Annotated in this window: 22 protein-coding genes and 2 pseudogenes; 18 read left to right on the top strand and 6 right to left on the bottom strand. The window is 67.3% G+C overall.

The window, feature by feature from the left end; translation table 11 throughout:
* The first annotated feature begins 227 nt into the window (after positions 1–227).
* The 6 genes and pseudogenes from LDL49_RS38245 to LDL49_RS58695 form a co-directional block, all read left to right on the top strand.
* The gene (locus tag LDL49_RS38245; protein WP_225298890.1) at positions 228–647 is read left to right on the top strand and encodes a hypothetical protein; all 420 of its coding nucleotides are present in this window, start codon (positions 228–230) and stop codon (positions 645–647) included.
* Between the two features lie 34 nt (positions 648–681).
* A complete protein-coding gene (locus tag LDL49_RS38240; RefSeq protein WP_225298889.1) occupies positions 682–1,203 on the top strand; it encodes an RNA polymerase sigma factor in 522 nt (173 codons plus the stop codon).
* Positions 1,200–2,231, top strand: a complete 1,032-nt coding sequence (locus LDL49_RS38235) for a hypothetical protein (RefSeq protein WP_225298887.1) — start codon at positions 1,200–1,202, stop codon at positions 2,229–2,231. The genes LDL49_RS38240 and LDL49_RS38235 overlap by 4 nt, the downstream gene beginning before the upstream one ends.
* A gap of 46 nt (positions 2,232–2,277) precedes the next feature.
* Positions 2,278–2,730, top strand: a pseudogene (locus tag LDL49_RS38230) (HD domain-containing protein); the annotation flags it as partial.
* Positions 2,731–2,933: 203 nt separating this feature from the next.
* Positions 2,934–3,263, top strand: coding sequence for a hypothetical protein (locus LDL49_RS38225; RefSeq protein WP_225298885.1), 330 nt, complete (start codon positions 2,934–2,936; stop codon positions 3,261–3,263).
* Positions 3,203–3,490: pseudogene (locus tag LDL49_RS58695) on the top strand (NUDIX domain-containing protein); the annotation flags it as partial. The gene LDL49_RS38225 and the pseudogene LDL49_RS58695, both read left to right, overlap by 61 nt.
* A 146-nt stretch (positions 3,491–3,636) precedes the next feature.
* Here LDL49_RS58695 and LDL49_RS38215 read toward each other — a convergent pair.
* Positions 3,637–4,554 carry a DUF6891 domain-containing protein gene (locus tag LDL49_RS38215; protein WP_225298883.1) on the bottom strand — a complete coding sequence of 306 codons (918 nt, stop codon included), beginning with the start codon at positions 4,552–4,554 and terminating at the stop codon, positions 3,637–3,639.
* Between the two features lie 226 nt (positions 4,555–4,780).
* Here LDL49_RS38215 and LDL49_RS38210 point away from each other — a divergent pair, with 226 nt between their 5' ends.
* Positions 4,781–5,986 carry an NAD(P)/FAD-dependent oxidoreductase gene (locus tag LDL49_RS38210; protein WP_225298881.1) on the top strand — a complete coding sequence of 402 codons (1,206 nt, stop codon included), beginning with the start codon at positions 4,781–4,783 and terminating at the stop codon, positions 5,984–5,986.
* A complete protein-coding gene (locus LDL49_RS38205) occupies positions 5,983–6,894 on the top strand; it encodes an RNA polymerase sigma-70 factor (RefSeq protein WP_225298878.1) in 912 nt (303 codons plus the stop codon). Before LDL49_RS38210 ends, LDL49_RS38205 begins: the two co-directional genes overlap by 4 nt.
* A 48-nt stretch (positions 6,895–6,942) precedes the next feature.
* Here LDL49_RS38205 and LDL49_RS38200 read toward each other — a convergent pair whose 3' ends face one another.
* Complete coding sequence (locus LDL49_RS38200) at positions 6,943–7,239, bottom strand: efflux permease Rv1217c-related protein (RefSeq protein ID WP_504854021.1); 297 nt, start codon at positions 7,237–7,239, stop codon at positions 6,943–6,945.
* On the opposite strand from LDL49_RS38200, the gene LDL49_RS38195 reads away from it, so the two are divergent.
* The 4 genes from LDL49_RS38195 to LDL49_RS59880 all read left to right on the top strand — a co-directional run bounded on the left by LDL49_RS38195 (position 7,202) and on the right by LDL49_RS59880 (position 8,861).
* A complete protein-coding gene (locus tag LDL49_RS38195; protein ID WP_225298874.1) occupies positions 7,202–7,684 on the top strand; it encodes a GbsR/MarR family transcriptional regulator in 483 nt (160 codons plus the stop codon). The two genes, LDL49_RS38200 and LDL49_RS38195, sit on opposite strands and share 38 nt — an antisense overlap.
* Positions 7,685–7,852: 168 nt before the next feature.
* Positions 7,853–8,308 carry a helix-turn-helix domain-containing protein gene (locus LDL49_RS38190; protein WP_225298872.1) on the top strand — a complete coding sequence of 152 codons (456 nt, stop codon included), beginning with the start codon at positions 7,853–7,855 and terminating at the stop codon, positions 8,306–8,308.
* A 73-nt stretch (positions 8,309–8,381) separates the two neighbouring features.
* Positions 8,382–8,618: a PIN domain-containing protein gene (locus tag LDL49_RS38185; protein WP_225298870.1), complete on the top strand. Its 237-nt coding sequence runs from the start codon at positions 8,382–8,384 to the stop codon at positions 8,616–8,618.
* A gap of 6 nt (positions 8,619–8,624) precedes the next feature.
* Complete coding sequence (locus tag LDL49_RS59880) at positions 8,625–8,861, top strand: VapC50 family PIN domain-containing toxin (protein ID WP_504854020.1); 237 nt, start codon at positions 8,625–8,627, stop codon at positions 8,859–8,861.
* Between the two features lie 47 nt (positions 8,862–8,908).
* Here the strand turns inward: LDL49_RS59880 and LDL49_RS38180 are convergent, their stop codons facing one another.
* The gene (locus LDL49_RS38180; RefSeq protein ID WP_225298868.1) at positions 8,909–9,955 is read right to left on the bottom strand and encodes a TolB-like translocation protein; all 1,047 of its coding nucleotides are present in this window, start codon (positions 9,953–9,955) and stop codon (positions 8,909–8,911) included.
* Between the two features lie 298 nt (positions 9,956–10,253).
* Between LDL49_RS38180 and LDL49_RS38175 the strand changes: the two genes are divergently transcribed.
* From LDL49_RS38175 to LDL49_RS38160, 4 genes are all read left to right on the top strand, one after another.
* On the top strand, positions 10,254–10,916 hold the full coding sequence (locus tag LDL49_RS38175) for a DUF4097 family beta strand repeat-containing protein (RefSeq protein ID WP_225298866.1): 663 nt from the start codon (positions 10,254–10,256) through the stop codon (positions 10,914–10,916).
* A gap of 340 nt (positions 10,917–11,256) precedes the next feature.
* The gene (locus LDL49_RS38170; RefSeq protein WP_225298864.1) at positions 11,257–12,063 is read left to right on the top strand and encodes an SDR family oxidoreductase; all 807 of its coding nucleotides are present in this window, start codon (positions 11,257–11,259) and stop codon (positions 12,061–12,063) included.
* A 199-nt stretch (positions 12,064–12,262) separates the two neighbouring features.
* Positions 12,263–12,751 (top strand): DUF5946 family protein, encoded by a 489-nt coding sequence (locus LDL49_RS38165; protein ID WP_225298863.1) that lies wholly within the window; start codon positions 12,263–12,265, stop codon positions 12,749–12,751.
* Between the two features lie 55 nt (positions 12,752–12,806).
* Entirely contained in the window at positions 12,807–13,346 is a 540-nt protein-coding gene (locus LDL49_RS38160; RefSeq protein WP_225298861.1) for an AAA family ATPase, read from the top strand.
* On the opposite strand, the gene LDL49_RS38155 is transcribed toward LDL49_RS38160, so the two are convergent.
* From LDL49_RS38155 to LDL49_RS38145, 3 genes are all read right to left on the bottom strand, one after another.
* Entirely contained in the window at positions 13,343–14,362 is a 1,020-nt protein-coding gene (locus LDL49_RS38155) for an NADPH:quinone oxidoreductase family protein (RefSeq protein ID WP_225298859.1), read from the bottom strand. The genes LDL49_RS38160 and LDL49_RS38155 overlap by 4 nt on opposite strands.
* Before the next feature lie 47 nt (positions 14,363–14,409).
* Entirely contained in the window at positions 14,410–14,766 is a 357-nt protein-coding gene (locus LDL49_RS38150; RefSeq protein ID WP_225298857.1) for a MerR family transcriptional regulator, read from the bottom strand.
* A 68-nt stretch (positions 14,767–14,834) separates the two neighbouring features.
* Positions 14,835–15,827: a DUF8094 domain-containing protein gene (locus LDL49_RS38145; protein ID WP_225298855.1), complete on the bottom strand. Its 993-nt coding sequence runs from the start codon at positions 15,825–15,827 to the stop codon at positions 14,835–14,837.
* A gap of 235 nt (positions 15,828–16,062) precedes the next feature.
* Here LDL49_RS38145 and LDL49_RS38140 point away from each other — a divergent pair, with 235 nt between their 5' ends.
* Both LDL49_RS38140 and LDL49_RS38135 read left to right on the top strand, forming a co-directional pair.
* Positions 16,063–17,103, top strand: coding sequence for an ABC transporter ATP-binding protein (locus LDL49_RS38140; RefSeq protein WP_225298853.1), 1,041 nt, complete (start codon positions 16,063–16,065; stop codon positions 17,101–17,103).
* Entirely contained in the window at positions 17,100–17,804 is a 705-nt protein-coding gene (locus LDL49_RS38135; RefSeq protein ID WP_225298851.1) for an ABC transporter ATP-binding protein, read from the top strand. Before LDL49_RS38140 ends, LDL49_RS38135 begins: the two co-directional genes overlap by 4 nt.
* Positions 17,805–17,816: the final 12 nt, after the last annotated feature.

The following is a 17,816-nucleotide window of genomic DNA, read 5'->3' as shown; positions in this document are numbered from 1 at the left end:
TCACGCTCGGCGGTCCAGTGCCGTGGCCGAGGTGATATGTAACGGGATGCGGCACGACCGCAAAGGCCAAAAGCATTTTATCAGCTGTCGGCGCGCCTAATCGGGTGGTGATGCGCCAGTCAAGCGGTACCGCCAGCAGTAAGCGATGGGGAGTAATGATTCACCGTACGCGGCGTGGGAGTGAGACGGAGGCTCTGGCCGGAAGTCTCACTCCCGACGAACGCCAGATGATCAGAGTCCTCGATCTTCAGCGCCTCGCCGTGGAGAACGAGGGCCGGGCGCCCGAACAAACGGCGCAGGCCGAGGAGCCAATCTATGGCGTTCTCTCCTCTTTCCAGATATGGGAGGACTTGATCAACGATATGGAGGAGGGGTGGCCGGGCCAGGACTTTGTCTACACGTACCTCAATGACCTGACGGTCCGGGATGGTGTGGAAGAGTACTGCGAGGCTCTGCAAGAAACGGCCCGCACGAAGCTCACCAGCACTCTGGATCGCCTCGATGAGCGCTATCGCGCCGTGACGCACGAGGACGGCGGCGCTCAGCTCGCACAGTACTGGCGGCCCCTCGCAGAGGGGAACGAGACCCGATGGTGGTGGACTCGAGCGCCGAACGATCTACCGCTCCGGGACTCCATCCCTCTGTGACGCCTACTCAAGATTTTCTGGAAGAATCGCACGCTTGCGGGCAAGCAAGGGTGTGATCACTGCTCCTGACGTCTTCGAGGCCATCTTCGAAGCCCATTATGAGGAGATCTGGCGCTACATCGGTCGCAGGCTCGACCTCGACGTAGCCGAAGACCTGGCGGCGGAGACGTTCCTCATCGCCTTCAGACAGCGCGACCGCTTCGACTCGGCCGTTGGCGGGGTCAGGCCGTGGCTGTACGGCATCGCCACCAACCTCATCGGCAGACATCGGCGTGCCGAGGTGCGTAGGTACCGCGCCATAGCCAGGACGGGGCCGCCACCTGACGACGAAGGACACGATCAGCGGATCGTGGACTGGCTCACCGCGAAGGTCACGGTCGACCGGCTGGCGGGGGCGCTGGCGCAGCTGTCACAGGGTGAGCGCGACGTGGTGCTGCTGGTCGCGTACACCGGGCTGAGGTACGACGAGGTGGCGGCGGCGCTCGGAATCGCCTCGGGGACGGTCGCGTCCCGGTTGAGCAGGGCCAGGACCAAGCTTCGTAAGGGGTTGGGATGAACGAGTTCCAGGTCATCGACTCGCTGATGCCCGACGCGCCGACCCCATCGGCCGGCCAATTGGCGGCGGCGCGGGCGCGGGTATTCGCAGTCGCACCGATTCCCCCTGTGTCCGGCGCGAGGGTGGGCAGGAGGGCGTGGACGGGCATGGCGCTCGTTGCGGCGGCCGTGGCGCTCGTGGTCGGCGCTGTGGCGGTTCTCGTGCCTCGACCTGTGGTGGAGCCTGTCGCGGTCACGCCCATGCAGAAGCTGGAAGGTGCGGCCGCCAGGCTGGCGGCGACACCGGAGGCGAAGGGTCGTTTCTGGCGACGTGACACCGAGGAGGTCATGCGGACGAAGAACGGGTACGGCTACAAGGTCGAGGAACGGGCCATGGAGGTGCTCGCCTTCGGGCCCAACCGCGAGGTCTACGGCTGGCGCGAGCCGATGTCGTCGAAGCCGTACACGGCCGAAGGCCTGAAGGCGTGGCGACGGGACGGCTCGCCCAAGCTGTGCCCCGCGCGGGGGTGCGACAAGAACATGCCCGCATACTCCTCGACGGACCTGGAGTTGGGGCTGGAGCTCGCCAAGGGGTTGAAGCCGTCGCTGACGGAACTGCGGAACCTCCCCAAGGAGCCGGCGGCGCTCAGGGCGCGCCTGCTGGCAAGTTACGACCCTCAGATGGCCGCCGAGCGTTACGACCCTCAGATGGCCGCCGAGCGCGAGCCATGGCTCGCGGGGGCCGCCTTGCGGCTCATCAACTCACCGGCGACGCCCGGCACCAGGGCTGCCGCTTACCTTCTCCTGGCGAAGGCGCCGGGCACCAAGGTGGTCGACGACGTTCCCGGTACGTTCGGGCTCGACGGGCTGGCCCTCCAATACAAGGGAAGCCAGCTGGTGATCGACCCCAGGACTGGACAGTTGCTCGGGAGGCAATGGCTGGCTCCTGACGGCGTTCCGTGGAGCGCCGAGATCGTCAGGAAGGCGGGCTGGAGTGATGTGCGGCCGGCGGCGCCTGCCAAGTGCCGCGGCTGTACGGCCCGGCTCTAGAACGCGCGCAGTCGCCTTTCGAGATGATCGTCCAGCACGCTGTGACCATGACGGCGTGGCTGGCGCGAGTGTGATCACGGCCTTGGAGGGTGGCAATCCTGAGCGTGCGGCGTTCCTGAGCCTGTTCCACGACACCCAGGAGACCCGCGTTACCGACATCCCCTACATCGGCAAGCGTTATGTGAAAGCGGCGCCGAATGAGGAGGTCACCGCCGACCAGGTACGCGGAGTTCCGGAGCCGGTCGCGGAGATGGTGGGCGGCGCGGTTGGTGAGTACGAGGAGAAGACCAGTCTCGAAGCCGTCTGCGCCCGCGACGCTGACAAGCTCGAATGCTTGATCCAGGCCGTCGAGTATCGCGAGCAGGGCCACCAGAACGTCCAACCGTGGATCGACAGCTCGCTCGCCGCGCTGCGGACGGCGTCCGCGAAGCGCCTCGCGGACGAGGTGCTCAGCACGGGATCGCTGGAGTGGATGACGCATGTCCTCAACGGAGATTAAGTCCCCTGACGCCCATCGAGGCCGAGCACTTCGGTGCGCGGCGCGGGCCGGCTCGGCGAAGGGGTGCCACGCATAGATCGCCCGCCCGGCAGGCCGCAAGCGAGCGACCCACATAGGGGCCCACAACGAGGGTGGACGGATGGAGCGAGACTTGAATCTCGCTCGCCCCGCGGCCGAGGGCTGGTCACTTTGGCGGCTAGCTAGTGCGCATCTTCGGGGAAGGCGAACTCGTGAAGCGGAGGAGCCCGCAGGAGAAGAAGCAGCTGAGCTACGCCAAGGATCGCCGCAATGATTACGGTGCGAACGACAAGAGCTCCAGGAAGAACATCCCCCTGCGCAAGCGGGCACCGCATCGTGCCAACAGAAGACGCACCCACCAGACGCTCGAAGCAGCCGCAGGCGCTGTTGACGAGCTTGCTGAGGAGGCTGCCGAGGAACGGCTTCTGGCCACGCGTCCCAAGTCTTGGAAGAAGTGGCGCGATGCCCTCTGGGAGAGATCATCCAGGGTCGCCTTGAACGCCGAATACGCCTAGGCATCGAACCTGAATCCCAGGCGGCGGCGCGCATTCAACGTGTCCGTCAGCGGGCGAGCAGCTTGGTACCCGCCTGCGAGACAGTCCCAGTGGACGACGCGGGTCGCATCCTGATGCAGCGGCGACGGGATACCGGTCAGTGGGCTCTGCCCATGGGAAAGATGGAGATCGGGGAGACGCCGTCCCAGTGCGCCGTGCGGGAGACCGAGGAGACCGGCGTTCGTGTCACGAGGCCCCGCACCACTCCTCGCGCGGGCTTGCCGCGGCCCCGACGCCATCTGAGAACAGGGGTTTGGTCAGGGCGTCGACATCAGCTCCGGGCTTTGGGCAGTGTGGTGACCGTCGGCATCGTACTGATCACCGCGGGGTCTCCTCATCCGATGAGCCGTTTGCGCCAATCCAGGGGCGCGACGGTTATGGCCTGGTCGGGGCGGCCGTTCCACTCCACCGAAAGGCCGGTTTCCGTCAGCGCGGCCACGACCTGCCGGCCGATGGATACGGTCGTGTCCGATGAGTCGTCGAACCCGCCGTACAGGAGCGACAGTCCGTGTCCTGCCACGGCGGAGTCAGTGCACTGCGTGTGGAAATAGACGAAGCCGCGGGCATCCGTTGAACCTGCCCCTCCGATCTCCGCTTGACCGCACGAGCGGCAGCAGGTGAAGTTTTCCCGAGCGGTGATACCTGTGGCTTCCAGGGCCGTGAAGGCTCTGGTGAGTCGTTCCGGGTCCGTCTCGTCCTCCCAGGCGGCCTGCTCCTTGACACGCTCCAGCCACATGCGATCGGTCAGTCGCCGTGCCTGCTCGGCAGACACCGGTCGGTGGTCTCCTGACACGAGATAGTCCTCCGCGATCTCGGCCACCTGTGCGCGAGTCGCGTACCCGCCCACGATCACCGTACGGATGCGCGCCTCGAGCCTTTGTCGATCATCTTCGTCAAGTTCAAGCGGAGGTGCGGGCTCCGGGTGGCCCAGGTTCAATGGTGTCCAATCCAGCCCGGAATCCCAGTCGTCCTCCAGGCATGCCCAGCCGGTGATGGCCTCGATCACGAGGTCAGAGGTGTCGAGCGTCACCTGGTAGTGCCGGTCTGGCGCGCCGTTGCGGTGCTCCAGCGTGTAGTCGCTTCCCTCCTCGTGCCAGACCTGTATGAAGATGTCGGGCAGGTCGGGAATTTGCTGGACGACCAGAAAACGGTCGCGCTGCCGGCCGAGCCGGTGAACCAATTCGGCGAGCTCTTCCGCAGCCACCCGGACGTATCGGCTGCCGTCCTCGGTGTACACAGTGATCGCGAGCATGCCGACCATGCTGACACGACTCGCGGGGGTCTGATGGGCATGGAAGGGTCCTGAAGGTGAGCCGATGGCACAGCCGGTGGCGGCTGTCGCAGCCCACCATGCCTGTTGGATCGCGTAGTGGTACCGCCGATCAGGCGACTGTGTCGCGTGTCATACCGACCGCATGTCACGGATCGGCGGGCTGCTTGCATCCCGTGGTTGTCCGTATCAAGCGAAAGGTACAAAGATGATCATAAGGCGCGAAACAGGCGCGGCGGCACCGCACCGCGTGCTGATTCTGGGGGCGGGGTACGCGGGCATGGCCGCGGCGATCCAGCTGGCGGCTCGGACCAAGGGCCGTGAAGACGTACAGGTGACCCTGGTGAATCCGCAGGAGCGGTTCACCGAGCGGTTGCGGCTGCACATCTCGGCGACCGGGCAGCAGGTCGCCGAGATGAACATCCCGGAACTGCTGGAGGGCACCGGTGCGCGGTTCGTGCGCGGGTGGGTGACGGCGGTGGAGGCGGACGCGAAGATCGTGCGGATCGACGACGACCGGGTGCTGCACTACGACACGCTGGTGTACGGGCTGGGCAGCGTGGCCGACACCGTGACGGTGCCGGGTGTGGAGGAGTACGCGTACACCCTCAACAGCGCCCAAGACGCTGAGGTGCTGGCCGAGCGGCTGGCTCGGCTCGGTCGCGGCACGGTCGTGGTCGGCGGCAGCGGGTTGACCGGTGTCGAGGCAGCCGCGGAGATCGCTGAGCGGTACCCCGAGCTGAACGTGGTGCTGCTGGGCCGGCAGGAACCGGGCGCGGCCATGAGCCCCAAACCGAAGGCATATCTTCAGTCCGCGCTCACGCGCCTGGGCGTCCAGGTACGCAGCGGGATCGAAGCGGTGAAGGTACTGCCCGACTCCGTCGAACTGGCGGGCGGGGAGAGCGTCGCCGCCGATATCGTCCTGTGGACGAGCGGTACGCGGGTGTCGCCGCTGGCTGCCACCGCCGGTCTGACCGTCGACGAGCGGGGCCGCGTCGTCACCGACGCGACGCTACGGTCGGTGTCGCACCCGGACGTGTACGCCGTGGGTGACGCGGCCGCCATCCGCCAGGGCTATGGCGTCATGCATGGCACCTGCCAGGGCGGGATGCCGACCGGTGTACACGCTGCGGTGTCGATCGTCCGCGCGTTGGACGGCAAGCGGACCAAGCCGTTCCGCTTCGGCTACTACCACACGCCGGTGAGCCTGGGGCGGAACGATGCGGTCGTCCAGTTCACCCACCCCGACGACAGCCCCCGACGGGTGCATCTGACCGGCCGCATCGCGGCACGGTATAAGGAGGCGGTGACCGCTTCACCCTGGCCGACGTACGGTCGTATGAAGAAGATGCCGGCCTCAGGCGCGTTCTGGCCCCGTGGCGGCCGTTTCACCCGCGTCCGAGGTGTGCGATGACCAGCCCGTTCCGGGACCACGATCAGCAGGTGTTCAACCAGCATCGCAATCTGCTGTTCTCGGTGGCCTATCGCGTCCTCGGTACCGTGGCCGACGCCGAGGACGCGGTACAGGATGCCTGGATCAAATGGTCGGCCGACGACCGTTCGCAGGTGGCCGACCCCAAGGCCTATCTGGCGCGGATCGTGTCGAACCTGGCTCTGCAACGGCTGCGTTCGACCCGGTACCAGCGCGAGACCTATGTGGGGCCGTGGCTGCCGGAGCCCATTCTCACCAGCGGCGACACCGCCGACGACATCACGAACGCCGAGTCGGTGTCGACGGCGATGCTGGTGGTGCTGGAAAGCCTGAGCCCGCTTGAGCGCGCGGTGTTCGTACTGAAGGAGGTCTTCGACTTCAGTCATGCCGAGATCGCGCAGGCGGTGGAGCGTTCCGAGACGGCGGTACGCCAGGCGGCGCACCGTGCGCGCGAGCACGTACGGGCCCGGCGGCCGCGCTTCACCGCCGACCGATCGCGGCAGCGCGACGCCACGGAGCGGTTCCTCGCCGCCGCGACCGGGGGCGACATCAACACCCTCATGGAACTGCTGTCCCCGGACGTCACGCTGTGGACCGACGGGGGAGGCAAGGTCCGTCAGGCCCTGCGTCCGGTCGTGGGCGCCGAGACGGTCGCGGCCTGGTTCGCCGCCATCGGCAAGGTCACGTACCAGGGCGTCGAGCCCGCTGACATGAACGCCGAACTGGTCGAGATCAACGGCGGGCCGGGCATGGTGTTCAGTGGTCTGGGACGTGTCATCGCCACTGTCACCTTCGATTTCGACGCCGACGGGCGCATAACCACCATCCATAACATCGCCAACCCAGACAAACTTCGGGCCATCGCCGAGGGGGCCATTCGCACGCTCTGAGGCCTGCGTCCAAGCGCCTCGTGGCCGTCGGCCTTGCCCGACGATGCGCTATCCGAGGTCACGCCGGTGAAAAGCGGCCAGCCCGACGGCAGTGAGCAAGGCGGCGACGATGGTCAGCAGGATCAGTGGTGTCATGGTGAATTCGGCGACCGGGAGCCCGGGGGTCTGTGCGAACGGCGACACCGTCAAGATCGACGGGTCGGCGTGCAGCAGTTCCACCGCGAACTCGAGCACGAGGCACAGCCCGAGCGCGACATAGGCGACGACCGCGGCGAGCCGCGGCAGCAGGCCGTACACCAGCACCGGAATGGCGGCCAGCACCAGGACCGAAGGAAGCCGCGTCAGGCTCTCGGGTTATCCGCGTATGGCGGCACGCGTGCTCGCGGCGCTGCTCATCGCCGACGACGGCCGGCGCACCGCCGGCGAACTCGCCGACGTGCTGCAGGTCGGCCCGTCGGCGGTCTCGGGCGCGGTGAAGTATCTGATGCGGGTCGGGATGGTGACCCGCGAGCGGGACCCCGGTGAACGCCGTGATCATTACCGCGTCGATCAGACCGCGTGGTACAGGGCGGCGGCGTCGAGTGACGAGGTGTTCCGTCGCTTCGAGGAGGGCGCGCGCGACGGAGTCGAGGTGCTCGGTACGGACACGCCCGCGGGCGCCCGGATGGACGAGACTCGGCGTTTCTTCGCGTTCCTCCGCAGCGAGGTCCCCCAGTTGCTGCACAAGTGGAATGAGTTGAACGCTCGGCCCACGGAGCGATCAGGCGGCTCGGCCCGGTCCGGCTCCTGATGCGCACTTGATCGTTGGCCAAGAGGCTGATCGGCCTACATGTACATGCCAATGAGTCTGAGGCAGGGCAGGAGGCACAGTCGGAGCGCGGTATCGCTATCCGAGGGGCCCGCGGAATGCTTGCGGTTGTTTCGTTTATTGCGGATACTGCGATAGGGAGGTGTTGTCATGGCAGACATCCAGGCCAAACGTGTTCAGCCCGGGATCATCGACGCCGAGCTCGCCAGTCGCGCGGTGCGGCGGATCAAGGACTACCTCATGCGGTATCCCGAGCAGTCGACCATTCGCGTCGACGGCGAGCATGGTGGCGAGGATCCGTTGATCCTGCCTCGCGAGGCTGTGAGCCTGCTCGCCTTCGTCCTCGCCCAGGCGGCTGAAGGGCGCGGAGTAACGGTCATACCGTCCCATGCCGAGCTGACCACGCAGCAAGCAGCGGACATGCTGAACGTCTCGCGACCTTACCTGATCAAGCTTCTGGAGGCGGGCGAGATTCCCTTCCGATTGATCGGTAAGCATCGGCGTATCACCTATGAGGACCTCCAGGAGTACAAGCGCCGTGACGACGCCAAGCGCCGGACAGCTGCTGATCAACTTGCTGCTCTGGGGCAAGAGCTGGGAATCTGAACATGGCCTTCGTGGTCTATGACGCGAACGTGCTGTACGGCAACACGCTGCGCGACCTGCTCATCCGCTTGCCATGGTGCGGCGGACGCAGGCCAAATGGACCAACGGGATTCTCGACGAGATGCAACGCAACCTGCTTGCCAACCGTCCCGATATTTCGGAAGAGAAGTTTGGCAAACTCCGCCTCCTGATGAACTCGGCTGTCCGGGATTCCCTGATTGAGGGGTATGAGCCGCTGATTGAGGGGCTGAAGCTTCCCGACCCGGATGACCGGCATGTGCTGGCGGCGGCGATCAAGGTAGGGGCATAGATCATCGTGACGTCGAACCTCAAGGACTTTCCAGCAGAGGATTTGGCCCCATGGGGCATTGAGGCCAAATCGCCCGATGACTTCGTGCTGGACCAAATTGACCACGACGGGAGAGTCGTGTGGGCTTGCGTGCAGCAGATCGCAGACTCGCGTACCAACCCGCCGGAAACTGTGGACGACGTGCTCGATGCCTTGGAGTCGGCAGGCCTCGTCGAGTCGGTCGCTGCCCTACGAGCCGGTTAGAGGCCTTGCCGGCCCGATCTTGTGGACCACCTCCGCATGCCGACCGATCATTTCAGCGCGCTGAAGTGCGGGAAGATCTCGGACTTCTTGCCGAGCTTGAGCAGGGTCTCGGTCACTCGGCCCTTCAGGTCGACGATCCCGACGCCGGCCCTGGTGGTGATGAGCAGGTGCTTCTCGTCGTACCAGCCGAGGGTGGTGGGCCGCCCGCTGGAGACGATGGGAAGTCTCGTCACGGCCTTGCCGGTCGACGCGTCCCACACGCAGGCGGCCTTCTCCAGTGGCAGGCAGGCGGTGACGAACCGCTTGCCGGAGGGGGAGAAGACGCCGCGTCCGTCGCCGCCCGGCCGGCCTCGTACCTGGTATTCCTTGGTGGCCTTGCCCTGGAGGTCGTACAGGCGGACGGTCGTGCTGCCGAGCTTGCCGTGCCTGACCAGGAAGCGGGTGCCGTCCTGATTCCACTCGAAACCGCCGACGGTGACCAGCGCCTTGTGGATCTTTATGAAGCGGGGCGTGAGGTCAGGCACGTCGAGAATCAGGACTCCTGCCGAGCGGTCGCCCTGGCGGGCCAAGCTGACGGTGAACAGCAGCTTCTTGCCGTCCGGCGACCACCTGGGCCAGCGCATCTGGGGATACTGGGTGCCGCCGTTCTCGGTATCGGCGGGGGTGTAGTCGGTGAGCTGGATCGCGACGTCCCGGCTCTTGCCGGTGGTCCGGTCGAGGATCCGCAATCGGCTCTTGTCCGGCTCTCTCAGCGACTCCAGTCGCGCGACCGTCCAACGTCCGTCGGGGGAGACCGCGAAATCCCCGTAGTCGCTCTTGATGAACCGCCGCCGGTCCGGCTGCCATGCCCACAGCGTGAACATGCCCCCGTGGTTTTGCATGTCGACGGTGGTGTAGGACGTGAGCTGGATGGGGCGGCCGTTCAGGTCGGCGACGACCGCGGCCTGACCCTTGCCGAACTGGCCATCTCCCGTCCGTTCCGTTACGCCAGGTAACGGGCCCGGGGTCGGCTGAGGCGGGGGCGCGGCGGCGGTGGCTGTAGTGGTGGTGAGCACCAGTGCGCTCACCAGGCTGGACGCGAAACGGCCGAGCATGTGATCTCTCCTGGCTGTCGGAAGGAAGCCGTACCAAGATCAGAATAGGATTCGCCCTGTCCCCGCTGTGGCGGTTCATCGCGAATTTCCGCCAACCCGCCACCGAACCCCGCATGGACGTCCTCGCGCCGAGTTGATCGGCCCTCGGGCTCGCTGTCGAGCGTGCGGGTGGTGTGTCAGTAGTCGCGTCAGGACGGCGACGGCCCGGTATCAGCACGGTCGGCGATGCTCAATCCCATGAACGGTCCAGCGCTTGCGAACTGGGCCACGCCGAACTCAGATTCAACAGGAGCACACGATGCACACGTTCGACACCCTCGCCCCGATCACCACCATCCTGGACATCCCCGCCGGACGCGTCCAGTTCATCGCGGCCGACCGGGCCGACACCACCGTCGAGGTCCTGCCCGCGAACACCTCCAAGGGTCGTGACGTGAAGGCGGCCGAGCTGACCACGGTGGAATACGCCGACGGCGTCCTGCGGATCCAGACCGCGCAGAAGAACCAGTACCTCGGCCCCACCGGAGCCATCGAGGTGACGGTCAACCTGCCCGCCGGTTCCCAGGTCGAGGCGAAGACGGGCAGCGCCGAACTCCGGACCGTCGGCCGCCTCGGCGACGTCGCCTTCGAAGGCGCCTACCACCAGATCAAGCTGGACGAGACCGCGAGCCTGCGCCTGACCGCGACCGACGGCGACGTCGAGGTCGGCCGGCTGGGCGGTCCCGCGGAGATCAGCACCGCGCGGGGCGACATCCGGATCGCCGAGGCCACCGGCGGCAAGGTCGTGCTCCGTACCCAGTCCGGCGACATCTCGGTCAGCGCCGCCGCCGGCGTCTCGGCCGCTCTGGACGCCGGCACCACCCACGGCCGCATCACCAACGCCCTCAAGAACAATGGCACCGCCGAACTCGACATCCACGCCACCACCTCCAGCGGCGACATCACCGCCCGCAGCCTCTGAGAGTTCCGGACGCCCCTCGCGTGGTCTGGGTGAAGTGTGTATTCCGAGGAATGTTCACGATCCGGGGGATCACGGAATGCTGCTCAAACGCCTTGTCCTCTGGGCTCGACGCCCGTCCCGTGGCGGCGGAATCGCTCGATCCCTGCCCCGGTACGGCGGTGTCGTCCGAGCCGGTGAGCTGCAGCGCCCCCCAGATCTCTTCCCCGATTACGGGGCCCGCAGGCGAACGGGGCCCGGCTCACGGCGGACCAGGCCGACGCGGCGGCGGAGGCGGCCAAGGTCTCGGTATGACCCGGGCTTCTGGGTCTTCTCAAAGGCGCTGATTTGCGAAGATTTCCAGATGGGAATCGACATGAGCGCACAGGGGTCTCTGGCGGGCAGGGTCGCGGTGGTGACCGGGGTGAGTCGCCGGGCTGGGATCGGCTTCGCCCTGGCGCGTGAGCTGCTGGGCGCCGGGGCGAAGGTGATGGTGCAGTCGTGGACCCCGCACGATGCCGATCAGCCGTGGGGCAGCGATCCTGACGGGATGGCCGGCGTACTGGCGGCGCTGGGTGGTGTGAGCGATCAGCTGGAGCATGTGGAGGCCGACTTCACCGACCCGGCGGCGCCCGCGGAGGTGATCGGGCAGGCGGTCGACCGGTTCGGGCATGTTGATGTGCTGGTGGCCAACCACGCGCGTAGTTCCAAGCAGGCGCTGGAGGAGGTGACCGCGGCCGAGCTCGACCTGGCGTGGGCGGTGAACGCTCGGGCCAGCGTGTTGCTCACCCAGGCATTTGCCGCTCAGCATGATGATCAGCGCTCCGGAGGGCGGGTGGTCTTGTTCACTTCCGGTCAGCATCTGGCGCCCATGCCGGAGGAATTGCCCTATGCGATCAGCAAGGGTGCGATCCATCAGATGACGGCTAGCCTTTCCGACGCGCTCGCTGATCGGGGCATCACGGTCAACACCGTCAACCCTGGGCCGGTCGACACCGGCTGGGCCGGTCCCGAGCTCGCCCGGCAGATCGGCCATGCCCTGCCTTCCGGTCGGTGGGGGAGGCCAGATGAGGTCGCCAAGCTGGTCCGTTGGCTCGTCTCGGACGATGCCGCCTGGATCACGGGTCAGGTGATCAATTCTGAGGGCGGGTTTCGACGTTGGGTGAAGTGAGGTAGGGCTGATATGCCAAAATCAGTGCACGCTCCGCCCCCGATCCCAGCCGGTGCAGCTTCGGCGAGAACCCCATGGACTTCACCCCTGACGAGGTCCTCGCCCTCATCCACGACCTGCTGGCTCGGGCGGAGAGCGTTCAGGCTGTCGGCTGAAATGTCGTCGACAAGGCCGTTGCCGACCACCTATGGTGCGGACCGTGACAGATAGCCCCAGCATGCGCCAGTGCGACTGCGGTGCGAGCGCCGGCCCGCTGGGCGTGTGCGTGGACTACTACCACGCGATCCTGGCTGAGGAGCAGGGCGATCCGCAGATGTACAGGTGGCACGCGCCCGTGGTGTGCGCGTACCTCCTGCAGCATCCTGCCAGAGCCCATGAGAAGTACCTCGACGGCCAGTTCCGCCAGCTGCAGTTCTACCTGGACAAGGGCCTCGACGCGCTGCTTCGCGCGGCGGCTCATCAGGTGGCGCGGAACAAGCACGGGGTGCGGTCGGGCTACGACATGGCGCCGCTCGAGGAGTACGCGCCGCTCCCGCAGGGCGGATCTCCCGGGCATTTCCGCGTTACGTTCTGCGGCTTGCCGTTCAAGGGCGGCAGCTTCGTGTCCGACGGGCATCTGGCGTACGGCCGCCGCATCGAGGCCATCGCCGAAGCGACTGTGGAGTCCTGGAGATCCGTCCAGTCCTGACGCAAGGCCGCCGGGCTGGGCGGCGCCCAGATCCGGGACGTACGGGAAGTGATTCATGAAGCGCTACATCCTCACCGGCACGCCTGGAGCCGGGAAGACCGCCATCCTGCGTTGGCTGGAGTGCGACGGCTACACCGTCGTCGAGGAGGCGGCGACAGATGTCATCGCCCTGCGGCAGGCCCAGGGCGAATCCGAGCCGTGGATGAAGCCGTCCTTCGTGGAGGCGATCATCACCTTGCAGCGCCGACGGCAGGAACAGGCCGCGGTTCTTCCCGGCGAGGTGCAGATCTACGATCGATCGCCTGTCTGCACCTACGCCCTGGCCACTTATCTCGGCCACTCCGTCTCGCCGGCGCTGACCCGCGAACTGGAACGCATCGAAGCCCAGCAGATCTACGAGAAGAAGGTGTTCTTCGTCCAGAACCTCGGATTCGTCACGCCGACCGACGCGCGGCTGATCACGTTCGAGGAGTCGCTGCGGTTCGAGCGGGTCCACCGGGACGCCTACGCCTCACTCGGGTACGAGTGTGTGTTGATCGCGCCGGGCCTGCTGCCCGACCGGGTGGCGGCGGTCAAGAAGCGGTTCGGTTCCTAGCGCCAAGGATCAAGGGCGTGCTTGCCGCGGGTCTGGCCTGCTTCGAGTTCCTGAAGCACCGCCGGACCGTCGCCCAGGGGGTGGATGTGGGGAGTGCCGGGCGGGTACACGCCGTGGGCGATGAGCGCCCCGATCTCGGTGATTAGCGACCGGTAGATCGATGGAGCGGCGCTCGCCAGCGCGCCGATGTGCAAGCCCTTGACCTGCACCTGGTGGGTGAAGACCAGGTCGTGCGTGGTCAGAGTGGCGTCGCCGGAAGCGGCGCCGAACACGACGACGCGCCCGATGAAGGGTTTGGCGACCGACAGACTGGCCTTGAACGTGGCCTGTCCTACTGATTCGAGGACCAGGTCGACTCCGCCCGTTAGCCGGGTGATCTCCTTGGCCAGGTCGGGGCGCGTACTGTCCAGAACTTCGTCGGCGCCGAGCGCTCGAACGGCATCGTGTTTGGCCGGTGCGGCCGTGGCGATCACGCGCGCACCGTAGTGGCGGGCGAGGCGGACCGCGGCCTGCCCCACTCCTCCTGCAGCCGCATGGATGAGCACCGCGTCACCTGGCTTGACCTCGCCCAGCGGCTTGAGCGCCGCCAAAGCGGTCGCCCAGTTCAGCACCATGCCGAGGGCTTCGGCGTCCGTCCAGCCGGACGGGACGGGCAGGACTCCTGCGGCCGGCAGCGCCATGTACTGCGCGAAGGCGCCAGGGCCGGCTCCGATGACGTGGGTACCGACCTGAAGTGGGGTCTCGACGTCCGGTCCGATGCCCACGATCTCTCCAGCGGCTTCGAAGCCCGCGATGTAGGGCGCCTGAGGCCCTCCTCCGTAGGTTCCACGGGTCTGCATGACGTCGGCGAAGTTGACCCCGGCGGCGCCGACCCGGATCAGGTACTCGCCCGGGCCCGGGGTGGGACGACGACGGCCGCTGGTCAGAATCAGATCCTTCGGCCCGCGGTGCGACCGCTGGAGCAGCGCCCGCATCGTCTGGTCAGAGGTGGTGTGCTGGTGGTCGTTGGTCTTCATGCGCCGAAAGGTAGGAGCCTCACACTGACGTGAAGGTCAAGTCATGGTCACCGGCCGGCTTGGCGGGCCTCGCGCAGGAAGGCGTCGAGCGCCGACTGCTGGGCGGTGAGAGCGGCGATGCGAGCGGCGAGCCGATCACGATAGCTCTCCACCTCGTGGAGGAACTCGGCGCGCAGCGGAGTTTCCGGTCCGTCGGTGAGGTGGGACAGGACTGCCTTGACCAACCGCACGGGCAGCCCGTACTCCAGCAGCGAGCGAATGGCGAGGACTCGGTCGATGGTCGGCCGGCAGTAGTCGCGGTAGCCGTTGCTGCAGCGACCAGGGACGATCAGGCCTTCATCCTCGTAGTACCGCAACGACCGCACACTCACGCCGCTGGCGCTGGCGGCTTCGCCGATCTTCATACCTCGGACAACGTGATGGAGCTCCGCGAGCTTCCGGGACGCCACGCGGCCCGACGGTGAGCCGGGGGTCAGCGGCCGCTGCCCGCTACGAGGCCGGAGTAGTTGGCGAGCACCTTGACCTGGTCTGGTTTGCCGCTCTTCGGGGGAATGTGGGCGGCGACCTGGAACAGGTCGGTGATCTTCATGTACGTGTAGTACTTGCCGCGCAGGATTCCGCTGTCCTTCTGGAAGACGTAGTTGCGCTCCGGGCCCTGCCGCACGTCGTAGCGGATCGTGCGCTCGATCGTGGTGAAGGTCAGGGCTCCGCCGTCGGTGGTGCGCAGCGTGTACGACGGGTAGCGGGTGGCCGGGCGGGCGGTGGAGGTGATGCGGGCGTACTGGTTCATCCTCTGGCGGGTCTTCGCCGCCCCGGTGGTGATGCTGTCGGCGGCGAAGAGGCTCTTGTCGGCGGCGGTGCCCTTGCCGACCATGTGGGAGGCGTACTTCTTCGCGAAGTCGGCGGGTGACATCAGCAGGCCGGTCCCGTCCGTGGGACCGACCGCCGAGGCATCGGCGGCGATCGCGGGCAGTTCATCGGTGGTGGTGCCGTCGAAGGCGTCGGGCGAGTACATCTGCCGCCAGCCGTCCGCCTGCCGGGCGAAGAGCAGGTACGTCGGCTCCTTCGCGGTCGTCGGCTTGCGCTGCCAGTGTGCCGTGGCCAGGAACCAGGGCTCCTGCCCGGCGGCCGGCGTGTGGAACGCGGCGTTCGTGTAGCCGAACGGCTGGTACTTGATGGTTTTCCGCAGGATGCGGCTGGAGGCGTAGCTGGCCTTGTCGATGGTGAAGCTGGAGCCGCCTTCGTAGCCGGCCAGGAGTTCGTCGCTCCGGGCCTTGTTGGCGGCGTTGTTGCGCTTGACGTAGTCCGCGAGGACCGAGGTGGCCTCCTGGTCCGAGACGGCGCGAGCGGGTGTCGGGGTGCTGCTCGCAGTGGGTGTGCCCGTCGCGGCAGGGTCCGCCTTCGCGCCGCCCATGCCGGGCAGGGCCGGCAGGGCGGAGCATCCTGCGAGCAGACACCCTGCCATGACTGCGCTGATCGTCCAGCCGTACCGTCGCACTTTCTGTACCTCTAACCACTATGGGACTAAAGGGCACAAAAGTAGCAGTAGTGATGTCGGGTGCACGATCGGGGCTTGTGGCCGCTGTCTGGGGCAGTCGGTCACGGCTCTTTGGCGGGACGTGAGCGCCTGTTGGCCGGGCGCATGGGGACTCTATAGAGTCTGGCCAGAGATCAGCGCGACTCCGGACCGGAGGAGGGGGATGTCCATCAAGCCGCTTTCCCTGCCGCAGCCGCCTCAGAAGGCGCCGGAGTTCGGGCGGGACGCGCTGATCGTCTGCGAGAGCCTGGTACGGATCTACCAGTCCGGGTCGGTCGAGGTGCAGGCGTTACAAGGGCTGGACCTGCTCGTTGACAGCGGCGAGATGGTCGCCGTCGTCGGGGCGTCGGGGTCGGGCAAGTCGACGTTGCTGTCCATCCTCGCCGGGGTCGACGCCCCCACCGCCGGACGGGCACGCGTCGACCGGTGGAACCTGCTGGCGATGTCCCGGGCCGATCGTGTGCACTACCGGCGGCGTACCGTCGGATTCGTCCGGCAACAGACGGCCAGCAACCTCGTGCCTTACCTGACCGCGCGGCAGATGGTCGACCTGCCGATGACCGCGGCCCGCACACCGGCCCGCAAGCGCCGGGCCCGCGCCGCCGAGCTGCTGAGCACCCTCGGGGTCGCCGACTGCGCCGACCGTCGTCCCGCGCAGCTGTCCGGCGGGCAGCAGATGCGGGTCGCCATCGCGGTCGCCCTCGCCAACGAGCCGCGCGTCCTGCTGGCCGACGAGCCGACCGGCGAGCTGGACACCGCCACCTCCGCCGAGGTCTTCGGGACGTTACGAGAGGTCAACCGCCGCCTTGGCGTCACCGTCGTCATCGTGACCCACGACCCCGCGGTCAGTGGCCAGGTCGAGCGGACCGTGGCGATCCGCGACGGACGCACCAGCAGCGAGGTGCTGCGCCGCACCGCCACCAACGCCGACGGGGACACGCACATGATCGCCGAGGAGTACGCCGTGATGGACCGCGCCGGACGGGTCCAGGTGCCGCGCGACTACCGGGAGGCGCTCGCGCTGACCAGACGGGTCCGGCTGGCGCTGGAGGCTGATCATGTCGCTATCCGGCCCGATCTCGACGGGCCTGATGGCGACGTGATTCGCCCCGATCTCGACAGGCCTGATGGCGACGTGATTCGCTCCGATCTCGACGCGGCCGATCACGTCGCGAGCCGCGCTGATCTCGATGGGCCCGCATGAGCGCCGATCCGGCTGACAGGCCGCTGCTCACCGTGCGCGGCGTCCATCGGCGCTTCGGCAGCGGGCCGACCGCCGTCCACGCACTGCGGGACGTGTCGTTCGACCTCGCCGCGGGCACCATGGTGGCCCTCATCGGCCGGTCCGGATCCGGGAAGACCACCTTGCTCAACGTCATTGGCGGTCTGGACCGTCCGGACTCCGGGACCGTACTCGTCGACGGTGCCGACGTCACCGCCCTCGACGAGGACGGCCTGTCCCGATTACGGCGGGAGAAGGTCTCCTACGTGTTCCAGACGTTCGGCCTGATCCCGGTGCTGTCGGCCGCGGAGAACGTCGGCGCCCCATTACGGCTGGCACGCCTCCCGGCGGCGGAACGCGAGCGTCGGGTCGAGCTGCTGTTGGAGCTGGTGGGCTTGGCCGACCACGCGCAGCAGCGTCCGGGTGAGCTGTCCGGCGGCCAGCAACAGCGGGTGGCGATCGCCCGGGCCCTGGCCGCCTCGCCCCGGCTGCTGATCGCCGACGAGCCGACCGGGCAGCTGGACGCCGAGACGGGGTTGTCGGTGATGGCGCTGCTGCGCGGAGTCGTGGAGTCCGAGGGCGTGACGGCGCTGGTGTCCACGCACGACCCGACGATGCTCGCGCTGGCGGACCGGGTGATCCAGATCAACGACGGGCGGCTGGACGAGCGGGAAGCCTCGTGATCGTCCAGAGCC

Origin of the sequence: Nonomuraea aurantiaca (assembly GCF_020215705.1) — a bacterium.
In the GTDB taxonomy this organism is placed as follows: domain Bacteria; phylum Actinomycetota; class Actinomycetes; order Streptosporangiales; family Streptosporangiaceae; genus Nonomuraea; species Nonomuraea aurantiaca.
This window is presented reverse-complemented; position numbering and strand designations above follow the sequence as displayed.